The organism is Myxacorys sp. (genome assembly GCF_059501405.1).
The window spans coordinates 1-13,299 of the sequence record NZ_JCACCM010000146.1; the positions used below are offsets into that span (position 1 = coordinate 1).

13 protein-coding genes and 30 tRNA genes are annotated in these 13,299 nt (G+C 51.0%); 1 reads left to right on the forward strand and 42 read right to left on the reverse strand.

Annotated features, from left to right (window positions below):
* Positions 1 to 155: 155 nt before the first annotated feature.
* From AC5I6P_RS19795 to AC5I6P_RS20000, 42 genes are all read right to left on the reverse strand, one after another.
* Positions 156 to 713 (reverse strand): RNA 2'-phosphotransferase, encoded by a 558-nt coding sequence (locus tag AC5I6P_RS19795; RefSeq protein WP_495695504.1) that lies wholly within the window; start codon positions 711 to 713, stop codon positions 156 to 158.
* A gap of 250 nt (positions 714 to 963) precedes the next feature.
* Positions 964 to 1,827: a hypothetical protein gene (locus AC5I6P_RS19800; protein WP_495695505.1), complete on the reverse strand. Its 864-nt coding sequence runs from the start codon at positions 1,825 to 1,827 to the stop codon at positions 964 to 966.
* 28 nt (positions 1,828 to 1,855) lie between these two features.
* Positions 1,856 to 2,284, reverse strand: coding sequence for a hypothetical protein (locus AC5I6P_RS19805; protein WP_495695506.1), 429 nt, complete (start codon positions 2,282 to 2,284; stop codon positions 1,856 to 1,858).
* A gap of 5 nt (positions 2,285 to 2,289) precedes the next feature.
* Entirely contained in the window at positions 2,290 to 2,931 is a 642-nt protein-coding gene (locus AC5I6P_RS19810; RefSeq protein ID WP_495695507.1) for a DUF4291 domain-containing protein, read from the reverse strand.
* 49 nt (positions 2,932 to 2,980) lie between these two features.
* Positions 2,981 to 3,709: a tRNA nucleotidyltransferase/poly(A) polymerase family protein gene (locus AC5I6P_RS19815; protein WP_495695508.1), complete on the reverse strand. Its 729-nt coding sequence runs from the start codon at positions 3,707 to 3,709 to the stop codon at positions 2,981 to 2,983.
* 77 nt (positions 3,710 to 3,786) lie between these two features.
* Positions 3,787 to 5,220, reverse strand: a complete 1,434-nt coding sequence (locus tag AC5I6P_RS19820) for a vWA domain-containing protein (protein ID WP_495695509.1) — start codon at positions 5,218 to 5,220, stop codon at positions 3,787 to 3,789.
* Between the two features lie 286 nt (positions 5,221 to 5,506).
* On the reverse strand, positions 5,507 to 6,736 hold the full coding sequence (tuf, locus tag AC5I6P_RS19825; RefSeq protein ID WP_495695510.1) for an elongation factor Tu: 1,230 nt from the start codon (positions 6,734 to 6,736) through the stop codon (positions 5,507 to 5,509).
* 31 nt (positions 6,737 to 6,767) lie between these two features.
* Positions 6,768 to 7,148, reverse strand: a complete 381-nt coding sequence (gene rplL, locus AC5I6P_RS19830) for a 50S ribosomal protein L7/L12 (protein WP_495695511.1) — start codon at positions 7,146 to 7,148, stop codon at positions 6,768 to 6,770.
* 77 nt (positions 7,149 to 7,225) lie between these two features.
* Positions 7,226 to 7,293 (reverse strand) — tRNA-Met (locus AC5I6P_RS19835).
* 86 nt (positions 7,294 to 7,379) lie between these two features.
* Positions 7,380 to 7,580 (reverse strand): hypothetical protein, encoded by a 201-nt coding sequence (locus AC5I6P_RS19840; protein WP_495695512.1) that lies wholly within the window; start codon positions 7,578 to 7,580, stop codon positions 7,380 to 7,382.
* 233 nt (positions 7,581 to 7,813) lie between these two features.
* A tRNA-His gene (locus tag AC5I6P_RS19845) sits at positions 7,814 to 7,890 on the reverse strand.
* A 2-nt stretch (positions 7,891 to 7,892) separates the two neighbouring features.
* Positions 7,893 to 7,966: transfer RNA gene (locus tag AC5I6P_RS19850), tRNA-Ala, on the reverse strand.
* A gap of 399 nt (positions 7,967 to 8,365) precedes the next feature.
* A tRNA-Ala gene (locus AC5I6P_RS19855) sits at positions 8,366 to 8,442 on the reverse strand.
* Between the two features lie 31 nt (positions 8,443 to 8,473).
* Positions 8,474 to 8,549 (reverse strand) — tRNA-Arg (locus tag AC5I6P_RS19860).
* Between the two features lie 6 nt (positions 8,550 to 8,555).
* A tRNA-Val gene (locus AC5I6P_RS19865) sits at positions 8,556 to 8,630 on the reverse strand.
* Between the two features lie 80 nt (positions 8,631 to 8,710).
* Positions 8,711 to 8,784: transfer RNA gene (locus AC5I6P_RS19870), tRNA-Gly, on the reverse strand.
* 7 nt (positions 8,785 to 8,791) lie between these two features.
* Positions 8,792 to 8,863, reverse strand: a tRNA-Thr gene (locus AC5I6P_RS19875).
* 80 nt (positions 8,864 to 8,943) lie between these two features.
* Positions 8,944 to 9,017, reverse strand: a tRNA-Leu gene (locus tag AC5I6P_RS19880).
* 5 nt (positions 9,018 to 9,022) lie between these two features.
* Positions 9,023 to 9,097: transfer RNA gene (locus AC5I6P_RS19885), tRNA-Lys, on the reverse strand.
* 31 nt (positions 9,098 to 9,128) lie between these two features.
* Positions 9,129 to 9,200 (reverse strand) — tRNA-Lys (locus tag AC5I6P_RS19890).
* Positions 9,201 to 9,206: 6 nt separating this feature from the next.
* Positions 9,207 to 9,284 (reverse strand) — tRNA-Ile (locus tag AC5I6P_RS19895).
* A gap of 1 nt (position 9,285) precedes the next feature.
* Positions 9,286 to 9,362: transfer RNA gene (locus tag AC5I6P_RS19900), tRNA-Leu, on the reverse strand.
* A 4-nt stretch (positions 9,363 to 9,366) separates the two neighbouring features.
* Positions 9,367 to 9,440: transfer RNA gene (locus AC5I6P_RS19905), tRNA-Leu, on the reverse strand.
* A gap of 4 nt (positions 9,441 to 9,444) precedes the next feature.
* Positions 9,445 to 9,519: transfer RNA gene (locus tag AC5I6P_RS19910), tRNA-Pro, on the reverse strand.
* A gap of 5 nt (positions 9,520 to 9,524) precedes the next feature.
* Positions 9,525 to 9,601: transfer RNA gene (locus AC5I6P_RS19915), tRNA-Leu, on the reverse strand.
* Positions 9,602 to 9,606: 5 nt separating this feature from the next.
* A tRNA-Leu gene (locus tag AC5I6P_RS19920) sits at positions 9,607 to 9,683 on the reverse strand.
* 52 nt (positions 9,684 to 9,735) lie between these two features.
* Positions 9,736 to 9,808: transfer RNA gene (locus tag AC5I6P_RS19925), tRNA-Gln, on the reverse strand.
* A 6-nt stretch (positions 9,809 to 9,814) separates the two neighbouring features.
* Positions 9,815 to 9,890, reverse strand: a tRNA-Gln gene (locus tag AC5I6P_RS19930).
* Between the two features lie 5 nt (positions 9,891 to 9,895).
* Positions 9,896 to 9,997, reverse strand: a tRNA-Asn gene (locus tag AC5I6P_RS19935).
* 5 nt (positions 9,998 to 10,002) lie between these two features.
* Positions 10,003 to 10,075, reverse strand: a tRNA-Phe gene (locus AC5I6P_RS19940).
* A 98-nt stretch (positions 10,076 to 10,173) separates the two neighbouring features.
* Positions 10,174 to 10,250 (reverse strand) — tRNA-Arg (locus AC5I6P_RS19945).
* 93 nt (positions 10,251 to 10,343) lie between these two features.
* Positions 10,344 to 10,428, reverse strand: a tRNA-Tyr gene (locus AC5I6P_RS19950).
* A 10-nt stretch (positions 10,429 to 10,438) separates the two neighbouring features.
* Positions 10,439 to 10,515, reverse strand: a tRNA-Glu gene (locus AC5I6P_RS19955).
* Between the two features lie 146 nt (positions 10,516 to 10,661).
* Positions 10,662 to 10,732: transfer RNA gene (locus AC5I6P_RS19960), tRNA-Trp, on the reverse strand.
* Between the two features lie 2 nt (positions 10,733 to 10,734).
* Positions 10,735 to 10,809 (reverse strand) — tRNA-Ile (locus tag AC5I6P_RS19965).
* Positions 10,810 to 10,814: 5 nt separating this feature from the next.
* Positions 10,815 to 10,889: transfer RNA gene (locus tag AC5I6P_RS19970), tRNA-Cys, on the reverse strand.
* A 90-nt stretch (positions 10,890 to 10,979) separates the two neighbouring features.
* Positions 10,980 to 11,053 (reverse strand) — tRNA-Arg (locus AC5I6P_RS19975).
* A 2-nt stretch (positions 11,054 to 11,055) separates the two neighbouring features.
* Positions 11,056 to 11,132: transfer RNA gene (locus AC5I6P_RS19980), tRNA-Glu, on the reverse strand.
* Between the two features lie 6 nt (positions 11,133 to 11,138).
* Positions 11,139 to 11,214 (reverse strand) — tRNA-Asp (locus AC5I6P_RS19985).
* Between the two features lie 193 nt (positions 11,215 to 11,407).
* A complete protein-coding gene (locus AC5I6P_RS19990) occupies positions 11,408 to 11,794 on the reverse strand; it encodes an alr0857 family protein (protein WP_495695513.1) in 387 nt (128 codons plus the stop codon).
* A 27-nt stretch (positions 11,795 to 11,821) separates the two neighbouring features.
* Entirely contained in the window at positions 11,822 to 12,352 is a 531-nt protein-coding gene (locus AC5I6P_RS19995; protein WP_495695514.1) for an HNH endonuclease, read from the reverse strand.
* A gap of 74 nt (positions 12,353 to 12,426) precedes the next feature.
* A complete protein-coding gene (locus AC5I6P_RS20000) occupies positions 12,427 to 12,645 on the reverse strand; it encodes a hypothetical protein (RefSeq protein ID WP_495695515.1) in 219 nt (72 codons plus the stop codon).
* A gap of 98 nt (positions 12,646 to 12,743) precedes the next feature.
* Here AC5I6P_RS20000 and AC5I6P_RS20005 point away from each other — a divergent pair, with 98 nt between their 5' ends.
* Positions 12,744 to 13,169, forward strand: a complete 426-nt coding sequence (locus tag AC5I6P_RS20005; protein ID WP_495695516.1) for a hypothetical protein — start codon at positions 12,744 to 12,746, stop codon at positions 13,167 to 13,169.
* Positions 13,170 to 13,299: the final 130 nt, after the last annotated feature.

The window sequence follows — 13,299 nt, forward strand, 5'->3', positions numbered from 1 at the left end:
GAATTCACCGTCCTCACTAGCTTTCCAGCTTCTTAGTTTTGTCAGTCAAGCAGGTAACAGATTGTGCTCCGCCTCGTACTGGAGTAGATAATCCTGAGCGCGATCGCAGAATTCTTGAAGGCTATCAAATCGACGTAATTGCATGGTTTATCTCCTTAGCACTCAAGACTCAGGATCTTCAAGTACTGGGGTGGCACCTGATCAACCAGCCAAACACCGTTATCAGAACAGTAGAAAGTAAACCCGGCTTGCTGCATTGCAGTCGCAGCGATCGCAAAAATTACCGGACGACCATGCCGCATTCCGACTTTGCGAGCCGTTTCTACATCTTTAGACAAATGCACATGATGCCGTGACATCTTGAGTAACCCTGATTGTAGAATTGCAGGCACCGATTGTTCACCTGTTCCGTGATACAGCACATCCGGTGGAATTTGCGGCTGTAGTTCTAGATCAACGTCAACGCTATGTCCTTGATTGGCTCGAATCCGAGTCTTGGTTTCATCGAATGAAAATCGCTGTTTATCGCTGGTGGCGATGACTTCTTCTAACTCAGCACGAGTGACGGGAAATTGATGGGCAGCACAAGCAGATAACAGATCATCGACGTTCACCCAACCCCCGATCGCCAGAGTCAGTCCAAGCCGCTCTGGTGCGTGTCGCAGATGTTTGCTGAGGTATTTGCTAATTTTGATCTGCCGTGTCTTGTCCATACCGTTCCTCCACTTCAATCGATCTCCTGCGTGCAAGTTTTGAGAGCATTGCGCTTTCTCAGTTACTTGAGGCGCTCCGCTGGTGAGTTGTTACACACTCTTTCAAGGATGGCTACTTTTAAGCCCACCTTCCAGGTTCTTTGCCCTCCCCGTTCTCAAGCGCCCACTGCTTGCAGTGGCACGTTTCCTCTCGTACTCGTATGTAGGCTCTACAGGTTAGGGCACGCAGGAGATCATTGAATGCTACCGCTTACCAGGCAAAGATTCCTGATCTCGACTTGACAGGAACCGCACGGGCGGCTCGAATACACAGTTGGGCAATCAACTCGGTGGAGGTGACGACACTCTGTAGATGAGCAAAATTGAGGGTGTCTGCTGTGATTTGGGCGATCGCTAACACTTTATCAATCCCGTCATCGCTCAGCTTCATACCCGCCTTCAGGAAGTCGGTACAGGGACCCTGATGCCGTTGAGTGGGGGTGCGACTACGCTTACACCAGAAGTGACTGATGACATGGAAGACGTGTCCCTTACCCCAATCAAAACTAACGGCAACCACAGGCGCACTGTGTCGTGATAGCAAGTCATGACTTGCTGCCTCGATCGCTACCTTGTCAGGATTGAGAATGGCGATCGGATGACTGCTGCCCTCCAACCACCACTGCGGATCGGCTCCCAGTACCACCACATCAGACCACAGGCTGTTTAGACTTGGCTCTACAGAAATCACCTCATCTCCGGTTGCCCGTCCGGTAAACTTGACCATGCCGGGAAACGCGGGTTCGATGAATCGTCCCAGTGCCCAGTCAGAACTGACCAGCCACTTGCCTTCATTCACCCGTTGGCTAAGATGTTCAATCAGTGCTTTGTCGTAGCTACTGGAGCAGTTGACAAAGATGATTTGAGCATCCAGTTCCTTGGCATCTGGATTCATCTCGCAGGGAACTTTCAGACACGCAAGGATATCCTCAACGCGATCGAAACTCCCTGCATATACAGCGACATCCTGTTTTCTCAGCTTGTTTAATACTTGCAGGTCTTCAGGACGCTGCTCGGCAAGGCGCTGACGAACGGCGATCGCTGCTACTTCATACGCTTTTTTCATGTCGCTCATGACGCTCACCTCCAAATAAGCAACCCGATCAAGGTGATTCAACCCAATAAATTTGCCGCGTTACCGCTTGGATTCCTTTTGGTAAATTAGTTTCAGGATCGATCTCGCCTTTGAATCTCTTTCCGTAATACGCTGCCTCAACAGTAATTTCACCCACAATATGGTGGTTGAATTCCTCTAATTCATTGGCAGGCACCCACAATTCCTTGTAAATCTGTCCACCTACCGTTTGCACCTCGAATCGCTGAACATACTCATCCTGAATCTCAAATTGAGTTACAAAACCTGCAAAGCTTCGCTCTTGCGTGTTCCATTTTGCTGCAATTTGCGCTGCATACTCGAAGTTGAGCACGGGATAAAAAATCGGTTGTTCCGGCAACCGGGGAGGAAATGCTCGAAAGTTAGCTTGTGCAATTAACTCCAGTTCTTTAGCCCCAACCGGGCGATACAGTTTCATATTTTTTAGGGAATAGACAGTTGTAAACGTTGAGCAATCGCTGGATTAGCCACTGGATAAACTGCCTCACTGGGAACAAGCAGTTGTGCCCAATCGTGCGATCGCACCACCTGATACTGGTGCTGAACAAAGTCAGAAATATCTTCAATGTCAACAATCCAGTCACGAGCATATTGGGCAAGCACATCCCCGCGTAACCCTAATTGAATGGCGCGCCGTTCCAACTTAGCGCCCGACGGATGATGATCCGGGTCCCATTGCAAGCGAACGGAAGACTGGGCAACAGCTTGTCGCCACTGTACTTCACTGGTGTAGACTTCTGGAACAAAACTGGAATGAACAGCATTCGCCAGGATCGTGTCGAATGCCGATCGCTGAATCCGAATTGCCAGCGTCACTTCCTGTTCAGCTTTCGTGCCCCAACCCGAACGGTACATCATCCACAGAAAGTTGGGCTTAATCCAACTCATGCGACTGAAGCTAAACTCTCCACCAAAGTAACCGTGTTCTACTGCAAAGTGAGCGATCGCAGGACGATATGCCTGATAGACCACCACCGAAGTTTCGTCGTATTGCGCGACAATATGCCGTCCGGTTTGGGGCAGTTGAGTGGTCTGGGTTACGTAAGAGGTTGTTAATAGCTTCATGGCATGAGTTTGAAAAGGTTGTAGGGCAAGGATTTCCTGCCCTACAGTTTTAATGCCGAGTAGTGGGCATCAGCCACATCCCTGGTCGCTCTAGCCAGTTCTTCACCAGCGGTTCTGGAAGACGATTCAGCAGCTTGAGCATATCCCAGGTGTTGACCTTCATGGCTTTGGCTAACTCCTCTCGCACGCGATCGGTACTTACCGTTGCCATGAGGTCAGGCAAATCTGGATTATGCAAGGCTTCTTCTAGATCAGGTGCTAAGCGAAAGCCCAGCTTGACGGCAAAGCGCACGGCTCGTAATGCCCGAAGTGGGTCATCTGCCAGCGTTACCATTGGTGGCAACGGAGTTCTCAGCATTTTTGCTTCTAAGTCTGCCCTCCCATTGAACAGGTCAATCAGTTCTCCCGTTTCAGACTTTGCCAGAGCATTCACCGTAAAGTCTCGCCGCTGCAAATCATCTTCCAGGGTTCCCGGAACAACCACTGGCTTTCGCGTTCCCGGTAAGTACTCCACCTCCCGCCGTGCCAACACAAAGTCAGCGACCAATGTCTGATGAGGAGCCGGGAATTTGGCACGAATCGTTAAGCAATCCTCCGTTTCCAGAAAGATCCTGAACCCTGCCTCCAGCATCCAGTCCTTCATGAACTGGAATGCTTCATGAATCGTTTTGTCCTGTGCCTCTTCATGTGTGAGAACAAACGAGAAATCGGCATCTTTGCTCTGGATGCCCAGCAGTTCATCACGAACCTTGCCACCGACTTCAAAGATTTGTGGCATGGGTCTTCACCTCCTCACCAATAGTCTTGATTGGAAGGGGACTACCCACCCAAAAGAGATGTGGCAGTCCCAACTTTCTACTTGTCCGTCCGCACAGGCAAAGGCATGTCCAGAATCTCCATCAGCAGTTCCAGACGAGAAGGGCGCGTTAACAGCGGTACAAGGTTCGGCAAGCTGTAGTAGTCTCCCGCGAAGGTGAACGTCTCTACAGGTGCCTGCTGTCCCTTCAGTTGGCTCTCCAACCAGTTGCAGTAACCACCTACACGAACGATTACGACATTGGGCATGGTTGCCAACTCCCGGCAGTAGGTCTTGTAAACCTCACCGAAGTAAGGAGCCGCATTTTCGCCCTCATCTGTGACGACGATGATCTGGTCTACGATCTGACGCTTCTTCCGCATCGCTTCCAGAGGCGCACCAATGCTCGTACCTCCCCCTGCCTTGATGTGCTGGAATGCCCGCTCCCAGTCGGTCAATTCCTTACCCTGTGCAGTCACAGAATAGGGAATATTGTCGAAGGCGTAGACAAACAGATCTGCCTGGGTAATACCAGAGATCAGGGCAGCGAGTCGCTTCCCTAACTCGATCGCATTCTCCATCGAACCCGACTTGTCTACAAGCAACGCAGTGGGACGGGTAATGACACCACGCCGCTTCACTTGTTCGTTTGTTACCTTCTCCAACCGGGCAAGGGTATCCTCATCGAGATCAGCTGCATCGGCTGCAATCTGTGCTTTGAATGCTGCAACCCGCGCACTCTTCGATGCCTCATCCAGTTTGCCATCGATCAATTCCTTGACCTCTGGGTGATCCATTGCCCCTCTTGCCTTCAACGACTTGAGGTTGTTGATCACTTCCTGGGGAGTCATGCTGTTGATTAACGCTACCAGCACTGTTGGAGTCAGTTGCTTGATTGCGCCGATGGCGATCGCATAGGGCAACTTAAACTCGACAATCAACCGTGCTTGTTCTGCGGCACTTCCAGTCTTGGCAAGCTGCTTCAACACATCCGCCAGCGACCCTACAGGAGGCTGGTCACGGAACAGAATGGCATTGGCTCGCTCGTCAGGCTTAATGTGCAACGATGCATACAAGTGCTTCATTGCCTTGCGTCCCCGTAGAGCCGCGCGATCGAACAGAGCAGGGTTGCTTTCCCGCACCTTCAGATACCGTTGCACGGCAGTCCGAGCGGAACGAGGTAACTTGTTGCGGTGCTGCTTCATGAAGTCCACCACGCGAGCTACCTGATAAGGTGGAAACTCTTGCAGCATGACGAAGCCAGCATCGCGGTGCTCAGTCAAATTGCTAGTCAGCAAGTGAGCGACAAACACTTCCTTGTGGTCACGCACATCGCCATTGCGCTGATACCACACTGCCAGGTGTCCGTAAAAGATGGGGTCAAGTTCAACGATCAATTTGTGGATTTCTGCCACTTGCTCTAGCTTGCGGTGAGGGGTGGTGAGCAAGCTGTTTAGCATTTCTAGCCGCAAATCGCGTTCGGTGTTGTTCATGGGAACCTCCTCTAGTTAGTGGATGAGGAGGCAGATGTTGCACGCAACGGTGAAGAGTCACCGCGCAAGTTACAGAAGCTTGGCTGAAGGCATAGGCTACCTTCAGTTTTGCCTGCTATCGGTCTCAGGCTTGCAGCGTATCCCTCCAGACACGCACCGCTGTTTGGTGGAGAGTATGTAAGCTTCTGTGATCAGGGCGCGGCAACAACTGCCAAATAAAAATTGATGGTTTGTGCTATCAGTCGTCAATGTAAATGACTACTGATAGCACTTTGGTTGGGTGAGACTAAGCAATGATGCGAGAAACTACACCTGCACCCACGGTGCGGCTTCCTTCACGAATGGCAAAGCGCATTCCTTGCTCGATCGCGATCGCATCTTTGAGCTCAACTGCCATCTTTACCCGATCACCTGGCATTACCATTTCCATTGCGCTGCCATCATCAGCCGTGATGGTGCTAATGGTTCCGGTGACATCAGTTGTGCGGACAAAGAACTGTGGTTTGTAGCCAGGAAAGAAGGGTTTATGGCGACCTCCTTCTTGCTTTTTGAGCACATACACCTCGGACTCAAAGCGAGTGTGAGGTGTAATGGAACCCGGTGCTGTCAGTACCATGCCTCGCTCAATATCATCCTTCTGGATACCGCGCAGCAGAACTCCTACATTGAGACCTGCAATTCCTTCTTTGAGAGATTTCTGGAACATCTCAATGTCAGTCACGATCGAGTCGCGAGTTGCTTTAATCCCCACGATTTGAATTTTGTCGTTGGGACGAATGCAACCCCGCTCAATCTTGCCCGTTGCAACCGTTCCCCGTCCCATGATCGAGAAGACATCTTCAACACTCATGAGAAACGGCTGATCGATGGGGCGATCGGGTGTGGGAATGTAAGTATCCACAGCATCCATGAGCGCATAGATACCATCCACCCACTCATTCTCACCCCGTTGCAGTTTGGGATTGGCAGTCATGGCTTCCAATGCTTTGAGAGCAGATCCAGCCACAACCGGAATCTCATCACCCGGAAAGCCATAGACAGTGAGCAGTTCCCGCACTTCTAACTCCACGAGTTCCAGGATTTCAGCATCCTCTACCATGTCCTTCTTATTCATGAAGACCACAATGTAAGGAACACCGACCTGTCGTGCCAGAAGGATGTGTTCACAAGTTTGGGGCATGGAACCATCGTTTGCTGAAACGAGCAGAATCGCCCCATCCATTTGAGCGGCTCCGGTGATCATGTTTTTCACGTAGTCCGCATGTCCAGGACAATCAATGTGAGCATAATGCCGTTGTTCGGTCTCATACTCGACATGCGCCGTGTTGATGGTGATGCCCCGTTGCTGCTCTTCAGGCGCCGCATCGATCTCGTTGTATGCCTTTGGTGTCGCCTGACTCAGTGCTGCCAGTGTTGCTGTAATGGCTGCTGTCAGAGTCGTCTTGCCGTGGTCAACGTGACCAATCGTCCCAATGTTGATGTGGGGTTTTGTCAGTTCAAACGTGGCGCGTGTCATGTTACATGATTCCTTTTCCAAATAAAGTGAACTACGTGATCAAAACGATGGCTCCAGCGTCCTCTAGCTGTTGTTTGAGTGCTGCTGCCGCATCTTTGTCCAGTCCTGCCTGGACTACTTTGGGAACAGATTCCACAAAGGCTTTTGCCTCTTTCAATCCCAGTCCGGTTAGTACCCGAACGACTTTGAGAAGAGCAATCTTTTTGTCTGCGGGAACCGATTGCAGAACTACGTCAAACTCAGTTTGAACAATTTCAATCTCATCTTGGTCATCCCGCTTCTTAAACTGAATCAGTGTTGGTGTAGAAGCATCAACATTGAAGGTTGCTTCAATCTGTTTCACCAATTGAGTCGTTTCACCCAGTGTTAATGATTTGAGTTGTTCCAAGATTTCTAAAGTTTTGACAGACATGGCAACCTCCAATGAGTTTTATGCACTCACCGATTTATTGAATTGGATCACTCCGTGCAAGTTGAAAAAGCTGTTGTTCATATGCAGGATTTGAACCTGCGACACCTTTCTTATGAGGAAAGTGCTCTACCACTGAGCTAGTATGTAAGCTTTTTCCGTTAGGGCACGAAGTGAAAATAAGATTAGACATTCCGCACAAGTTAGGAAAAGTCAGGGTGCGGAATTGAATGATTAACCGTAAACGGCTTCAGGGCGAATGATCAGATCACCACTCGGACGGCGATCGACCACATAAGTAGAAAGCCGATTTGCATGAACGTCCAAATGTCTTGAAACTTGTTCTTTCACAGCCACATCATTCATATCTCTGGTAATGCCCAGTTGGGTTTCAGTTACGTCTAAAGAGCGCCCTTCAAATCGAATATGTACCATTGCTATCACCTCTTGCTTATCCATAAGACAACGGAAGGAGGAGGAGTCGTTCGCGGAGCGTCTCCGTTAGGAGAAACCTTGATAGCGTGACACTATCCTCTGGTCTTCCAAGCCAGTTGCCATCCACACAGCCGCACTTCCAAGAGCGGAAACTGGAGGAGTCGAACCTCTACAGAATGCACTGCACGCCTGTTTTCGAGGCAGGTTGCTGACCTTCAGCCGCAGTTTCCATTTGGGGTGACTGACGAGAGTCGAACTCGCTAACACTGGTGTCACAGACCAGCCCCTCCACCACTTCGGGTTCAGTCACAGTGGAGCCAAGGGGACTTGAACCCCTAACCTCCTGTTTGCAAGACAGGCGCTCTAGCCAGTTGGGCTATGGTCCCATTTGGTGGATCTGGTCGGAGTCGAACCGGTCGCCTCCTGATGAGAATTGCACTCATCCCTCGTACAAGTTCACAAAGCTGTTTTTGCTTCTTAACAGGAAGTTAGTATGTAAGCTTTGCAGATTGGGGTACAAGGTGGTTTAGGCGCTCTGCTACTAGAGCTACAGACCCAAGTTTGGTGGATTCCGATCGGAATTGAACCGATATTTTCCGGGTGAGCTATTTGCTCGTTTCGTGCAAGTTTGTAGAGTTTCATTGAACTTTGTGCCTTCCCACCCTCCAACCAAAACAGGCACATATCAACTTGACCATCTAAGCGATGATTGAGGAAGTATGTAAACTCTACAGATTTGGGCACAAACCCCAGACGCTTTAGCCATTAAGCTACAGACCCAAGGTTGGTGGATTCTGGTCGGATTTGAACCGACATCTTTCTGCTTGCAAGGCAGACGCTTTCCCAGTTAAGCTACAGACCCATGATTGCCAGGTGGCAATGCCTTAAACAAATGGCAGGAGTGGTAGGGATCGAACCTACACAAATCGATTTAGAAGATCGATGCCCTTTCCATTAGGCGACACTCCCACAGTTTGGTAGTCCCGGCAGGATTTGAACCTGCAACCCTCTGTTTGTAAGACAGATGCTCCGCCGTTGAGCTACAGGACTACGAGAGCGATCGATGGGATTCGAACCCATGCGCTGAGTGTGGCGCACTCAGATGCTCGCCGCTACATCACGATCGCGTTTGGAATGGACAGTGGGACTCGAACCCACACCAAGAGGTTGGAAGCCTCACATGCTACCGCTACACCATGTCCACATTCTGAGGCTGGTGACAGGAGTTGAACCTGCAACCGACTGTTTACAAGACAGTTGCTCTACCGTTGAGCCACACCAGCATTCGGTGACGGAGGTGAGAATTGCACTCACTGATTTGAAGGGTATGAACCTTCCGAGCCACTGTTGCTCCATCTCCGTATACCCCTGACAGGATTTGAACCTGCACCCATCCCGGTTTAAGCGGGCTACGTCTGCCAGTTGCGTCACAGGGGTAGGTTTGGTGGGCTATGTAGGATTTGAACCTACGCTCTTCCGCTTAAGAGGCGGCTGCTTTACCACTTAGCTAATAGCCCGTTTATGAATTGCTCAACTTAAGGTTGAACATGGGTCGCCCAGGGGTTGAACCTGGATAAGTCCGCTTAAAAGGCGGCTGCATAACCGCTCTGCCAACGACCCAAAGTTTGGTACACCGAGCAGGAGTCGAACCTGCTAATAACACGCTTATCGGGCGTGCGCGTCCACCACTTCCGCCTTCGGTGCTTGGTACTCCCGACAGGATTTGAACTTGCATCATCTAGGCTCTCGACCTAGCACGTCTTCCAGTTCCGTCACGGGAGCACAGTACCCTTGGTGGGAATCGAACCCACAAAATCTGGTCTCTGAAGCCAGCACGTCTGCCAGTTCCGTCACAAGGGCAAAGTCCGAGTGGTAGGATTTGAACCTACGACCGCCTGTTCCCAAAACAGGAGTGCTAGCCAAGCTACACCACACCCGGATAATTGGTACTGCTAGTGGGAGTCGAACCCACAACCTCTGGTTTCTAAGACCAGCACCTCTTCCAATTGGGCTACAGCAGCATAATTGGTACTCCTGGCGGGATTTGAACCCGCACCTGACTGTTTTTGAGACAGCCGCCTCTGCCGATTGGGCTACAGGAGTGAGAAATGGGAGGAATACAGGGGATTGACCCAGGCGACTGTTTACCTCCCAACTGCCCCGCCAGGGTTTGAACCTGAAACTTCGCTTTCAAAGAGCGACGTGGATGCCAGTTTCACCACAGGGCATTGAAATGGATGCAGGAGTTGGGGTCGAACCAACCTCTCTCTGGTTCAGATTCAGAGCGACTTGCCAATCGTCCATCCTGCAATAAATGGCTGCCCCGGCAGGGATTGAACCTGCGACCGTTCGCTTAACAGGCGCGCTGCTTCGCAGATACCCGCAAGGGGTCGCTACTGCCACTGAGCTACGGGGCAATGAGTGGGAAGTGACAGGATCGAACTGCCTTCTCGCCGTCTTCAGCGGCACGTGAGCACCAGCTTCACCAACTTCCCACAAGCGGAGGCTAAGAGAATCGAACTCTTGACGGTCTATTTCACCCGCAGGCGTTTTCAAGACGCTTTCCTCGTCCGTGCCGGACAACCTCCATAATTGGCGAGGACGGAGGGACTCAAACCCCCACTCTTCAGGTTCGTAATCTGAGATGTTGTTCAGTTACACCACGTCCTCACGCAGCGGAGAGCAGTGGACTCGAACCACAATTGTTCATCCATCTGTTTAGCAAACAGCGCCAATTTCCTAATTGGTTTACTCTCCATAGATTGGTAGGTCGGGCAGGAGTCGCACCTGCAACGCAAGAAGCGGCTGTTTTACAGACAGTTGCCCACGCTGATAGGCGAGCCGACCTATGTTGAATTTGGCAGTGCCGACGGGAGTTGAACCCGCAAGCATCGACTTGAAAGATCGACGGCTTTACCAATTTGCCTACGGCACCAAACTTTGAGATTTCTACAACGTGCAAGTTTAAGAAGCTGTTTTTTCAGCCTCCACGGTTGGCGGAGGCTGTAGGAGTCGAACCTACTTCGCTAATTAGGCGAGTGACCAGTATGTAGGCTTCTCAGATGAGGGCACACCGTAGAACGCACAGACCAGGATTTGAACCCGGACCAAAGGCTTTGGAGACCCTTGTGCTGCCGTTACACCATCTGTGCATTGGTCGCAGCGGCGGGAATTGAACCCGCAATGACCAAGTTATGAGCTTGGGGCTTTACCATTAAGCTACGCTGCAATAGTTGGACTCCAGGGAGAGAATCGAACTCTCGCTAGTTGGTTTTGCAGACCAACGCCTTCCCACTTGGCGACCTGGAGATTTGGTGGAAACGTGGGGAATTGAACCCCAATCCTGCAACCGTCCGTTTGTTGGTTTCGGAGCAAGTGATGCCAATCCGTTCCCACGAGCGAGGATGACAGGGTTTGAACCTGTGACCACTTGTCTCGGAAACAAGCACTCTGTCCATCTGAGCTACATCCTCATTGGGAGCATCGACGGGAGTTGCACCCGCTTCTCCATGCTTGAGAGGCACGGCGACTTTTCTATTCGTCCACGATGCTACAAGGCGGGGGAGATGGGATTTGAACCCACGATCTTTCGCTCGACAGGCGACTGCTTTGAGCCGGACTAAGCTACACCCCCAAAGGTGGCGATTCAATTGTCTAGGTTCAGAAGGGTGGCTACAGAGCCTTTGTGAGAGGTTGTAGTGTTGATACTACAGTTATACTACAAACGTGCTACAAGTTGTCAACCCCGTACTACAACTTTTTTTCTTAAGTAGGAGGGCAATTGAGAAAGAAATGGCTGTATTGCCCTCTCCTACTGAGTTTCCCCACTACGCTAGGGAGGAAATTCGGGCTTCACTCATCCGCCACAGCTTGTAGATTAGGAACTCATTGCGATCGCTCATCACGGTTAGGAACATGCCTTCGTGAGCGTCCTTGTCCTCGGCAATCCAGCTTCCGCTGATTCCAACTTCGACAAACCCCTCATCTACAGCAATGAGGGTGACTGCTGAGCCGCACTTCTGATGCAGTGCCATCTCCAGCACTTTCAGTTGGGGAATATCAGCAGGCAGCAGAAAGGAGGCACGACCTGGTTCGATATGGAGCGATCGCCCTAACCGCATCGCCAGAAGCACTCGCTGGGCAATCAACAGTTCGGGGTTGGTCATGGTCCGTTCCATGTACAGCCCAACGTCGGTGTAGTTCAGCTTCAACATCGGTCATGCCTCCTTTCTGGCTTGAGGTCAGGGTTCAATAGGCTGCTGTTCTTTCCAAAATTGCTCGGCGAAGGCGATCGCGGGATGCATCGGTGCTCTGGGTTTGGTTTTGAGTACCATTGGGGTTTCATGCAGGAGGCGATCGCCTTTGCATGAATTGCACTTCTCGCACGCAGTCACCACGTTGTCCCAGGTATGGGTTCCACCTTTTGAGCGGGGAATCACGTGATCCAGCGTCAAATGCTTAGTGCTGCCACAGTACTGACAGGTGTGGTTGTCGCGGCGAAAGATTTCCCGACGATTGACTGGAGGAAGCTTCCAGTGCCGCTCTGGATTGCCGCTCGTCAACCGAATGTGGTCAGGAACTTGTAGTACGACACTGGGAGAGCGTACTTCCCATTGCTGGGTGCTGCTGAACTCCAGAGTCTCTGCCTGTCCAGTAAGCAGTAGAACGATCGCCCGTTTAATGTTGATCCGTGCCAGGGGCAGGTAGTTCTTAGAAAACACTACGACCTGGTTCTGAATTATGGGAATTTTCTGTCGCTGCTCAGTCTGCATGAGTTTTCTCCTCAAAAAATAACCCCCGCCTCTGATGACCAGGAGCGGGGGGAGAGAAGTGGATATGGCTTTCCCTAGGTCGGTGTCAGGATTGCCCTGCACCTCCCGCTGCTAGTGGGTTGATCCGGATTGAGTCGTCCGGCGATTTTGCTATCAATGCCTTCGCTGACGGATTTACCGCCGCTAAACCAATACGTCCCCTCAAACGCAAACAGCACCGCTGCTCTGCCTAGACCGTGTTGAGGTCGGCATTGCATGGCGCTGGCTAAGGTGGCGTGAAGGATGCGTATCATGGAAGGCTGTAGTATTTGTATTACAATTCTGGATGTCTACATATTACACTTGTAGTATTAGGTTGTCCACCCTTGATTGAAATTTAGGATGTTCGGTTATGGATACACGCAAGCGGGGCAGCACTTCGGAAATGCAGGTCACGAGTATTCGATTGGAACCCGAACTGAAGGAGCGATTGCGGGAGATTTCCGGTGAACAGGGCTATCAAACCCTGATTCGAGAAGTGCGTTGGCAGTTTGTGGATCAGCAGATGGTGTCGGATGAGGTGCGTTGGCGTAGCCTCTCGGAACGAGAATCGTACTCGGTTGAAGATAGGCGATTACCCCGAAGGGGGAACTGCTTCGCACCGCCCTCTCATCCCCCACTGTTATCCATGTCGGATATTCGGGCGACGCTTAGGGCAGTCTCTCAACAAGAAGAGCAATGTGCCATTACAGGGCAGCGTATTCAACCACAGCAAGAGATGCTGTTAGGGTTAACAACGAACGGGGAGATTATTGCTCTCAGTATGGCGATCGCTTAATAGTGCTTCCAGTAATAGGCATTGATCCGAGATACGTGTAAAAATTTATCATATAGGCATCAAAGCTTTGCTGGATCTGCAAAGTTCTCAATTAAACATGAATCCTTCCCGACAATATCGGCGCTAGCAA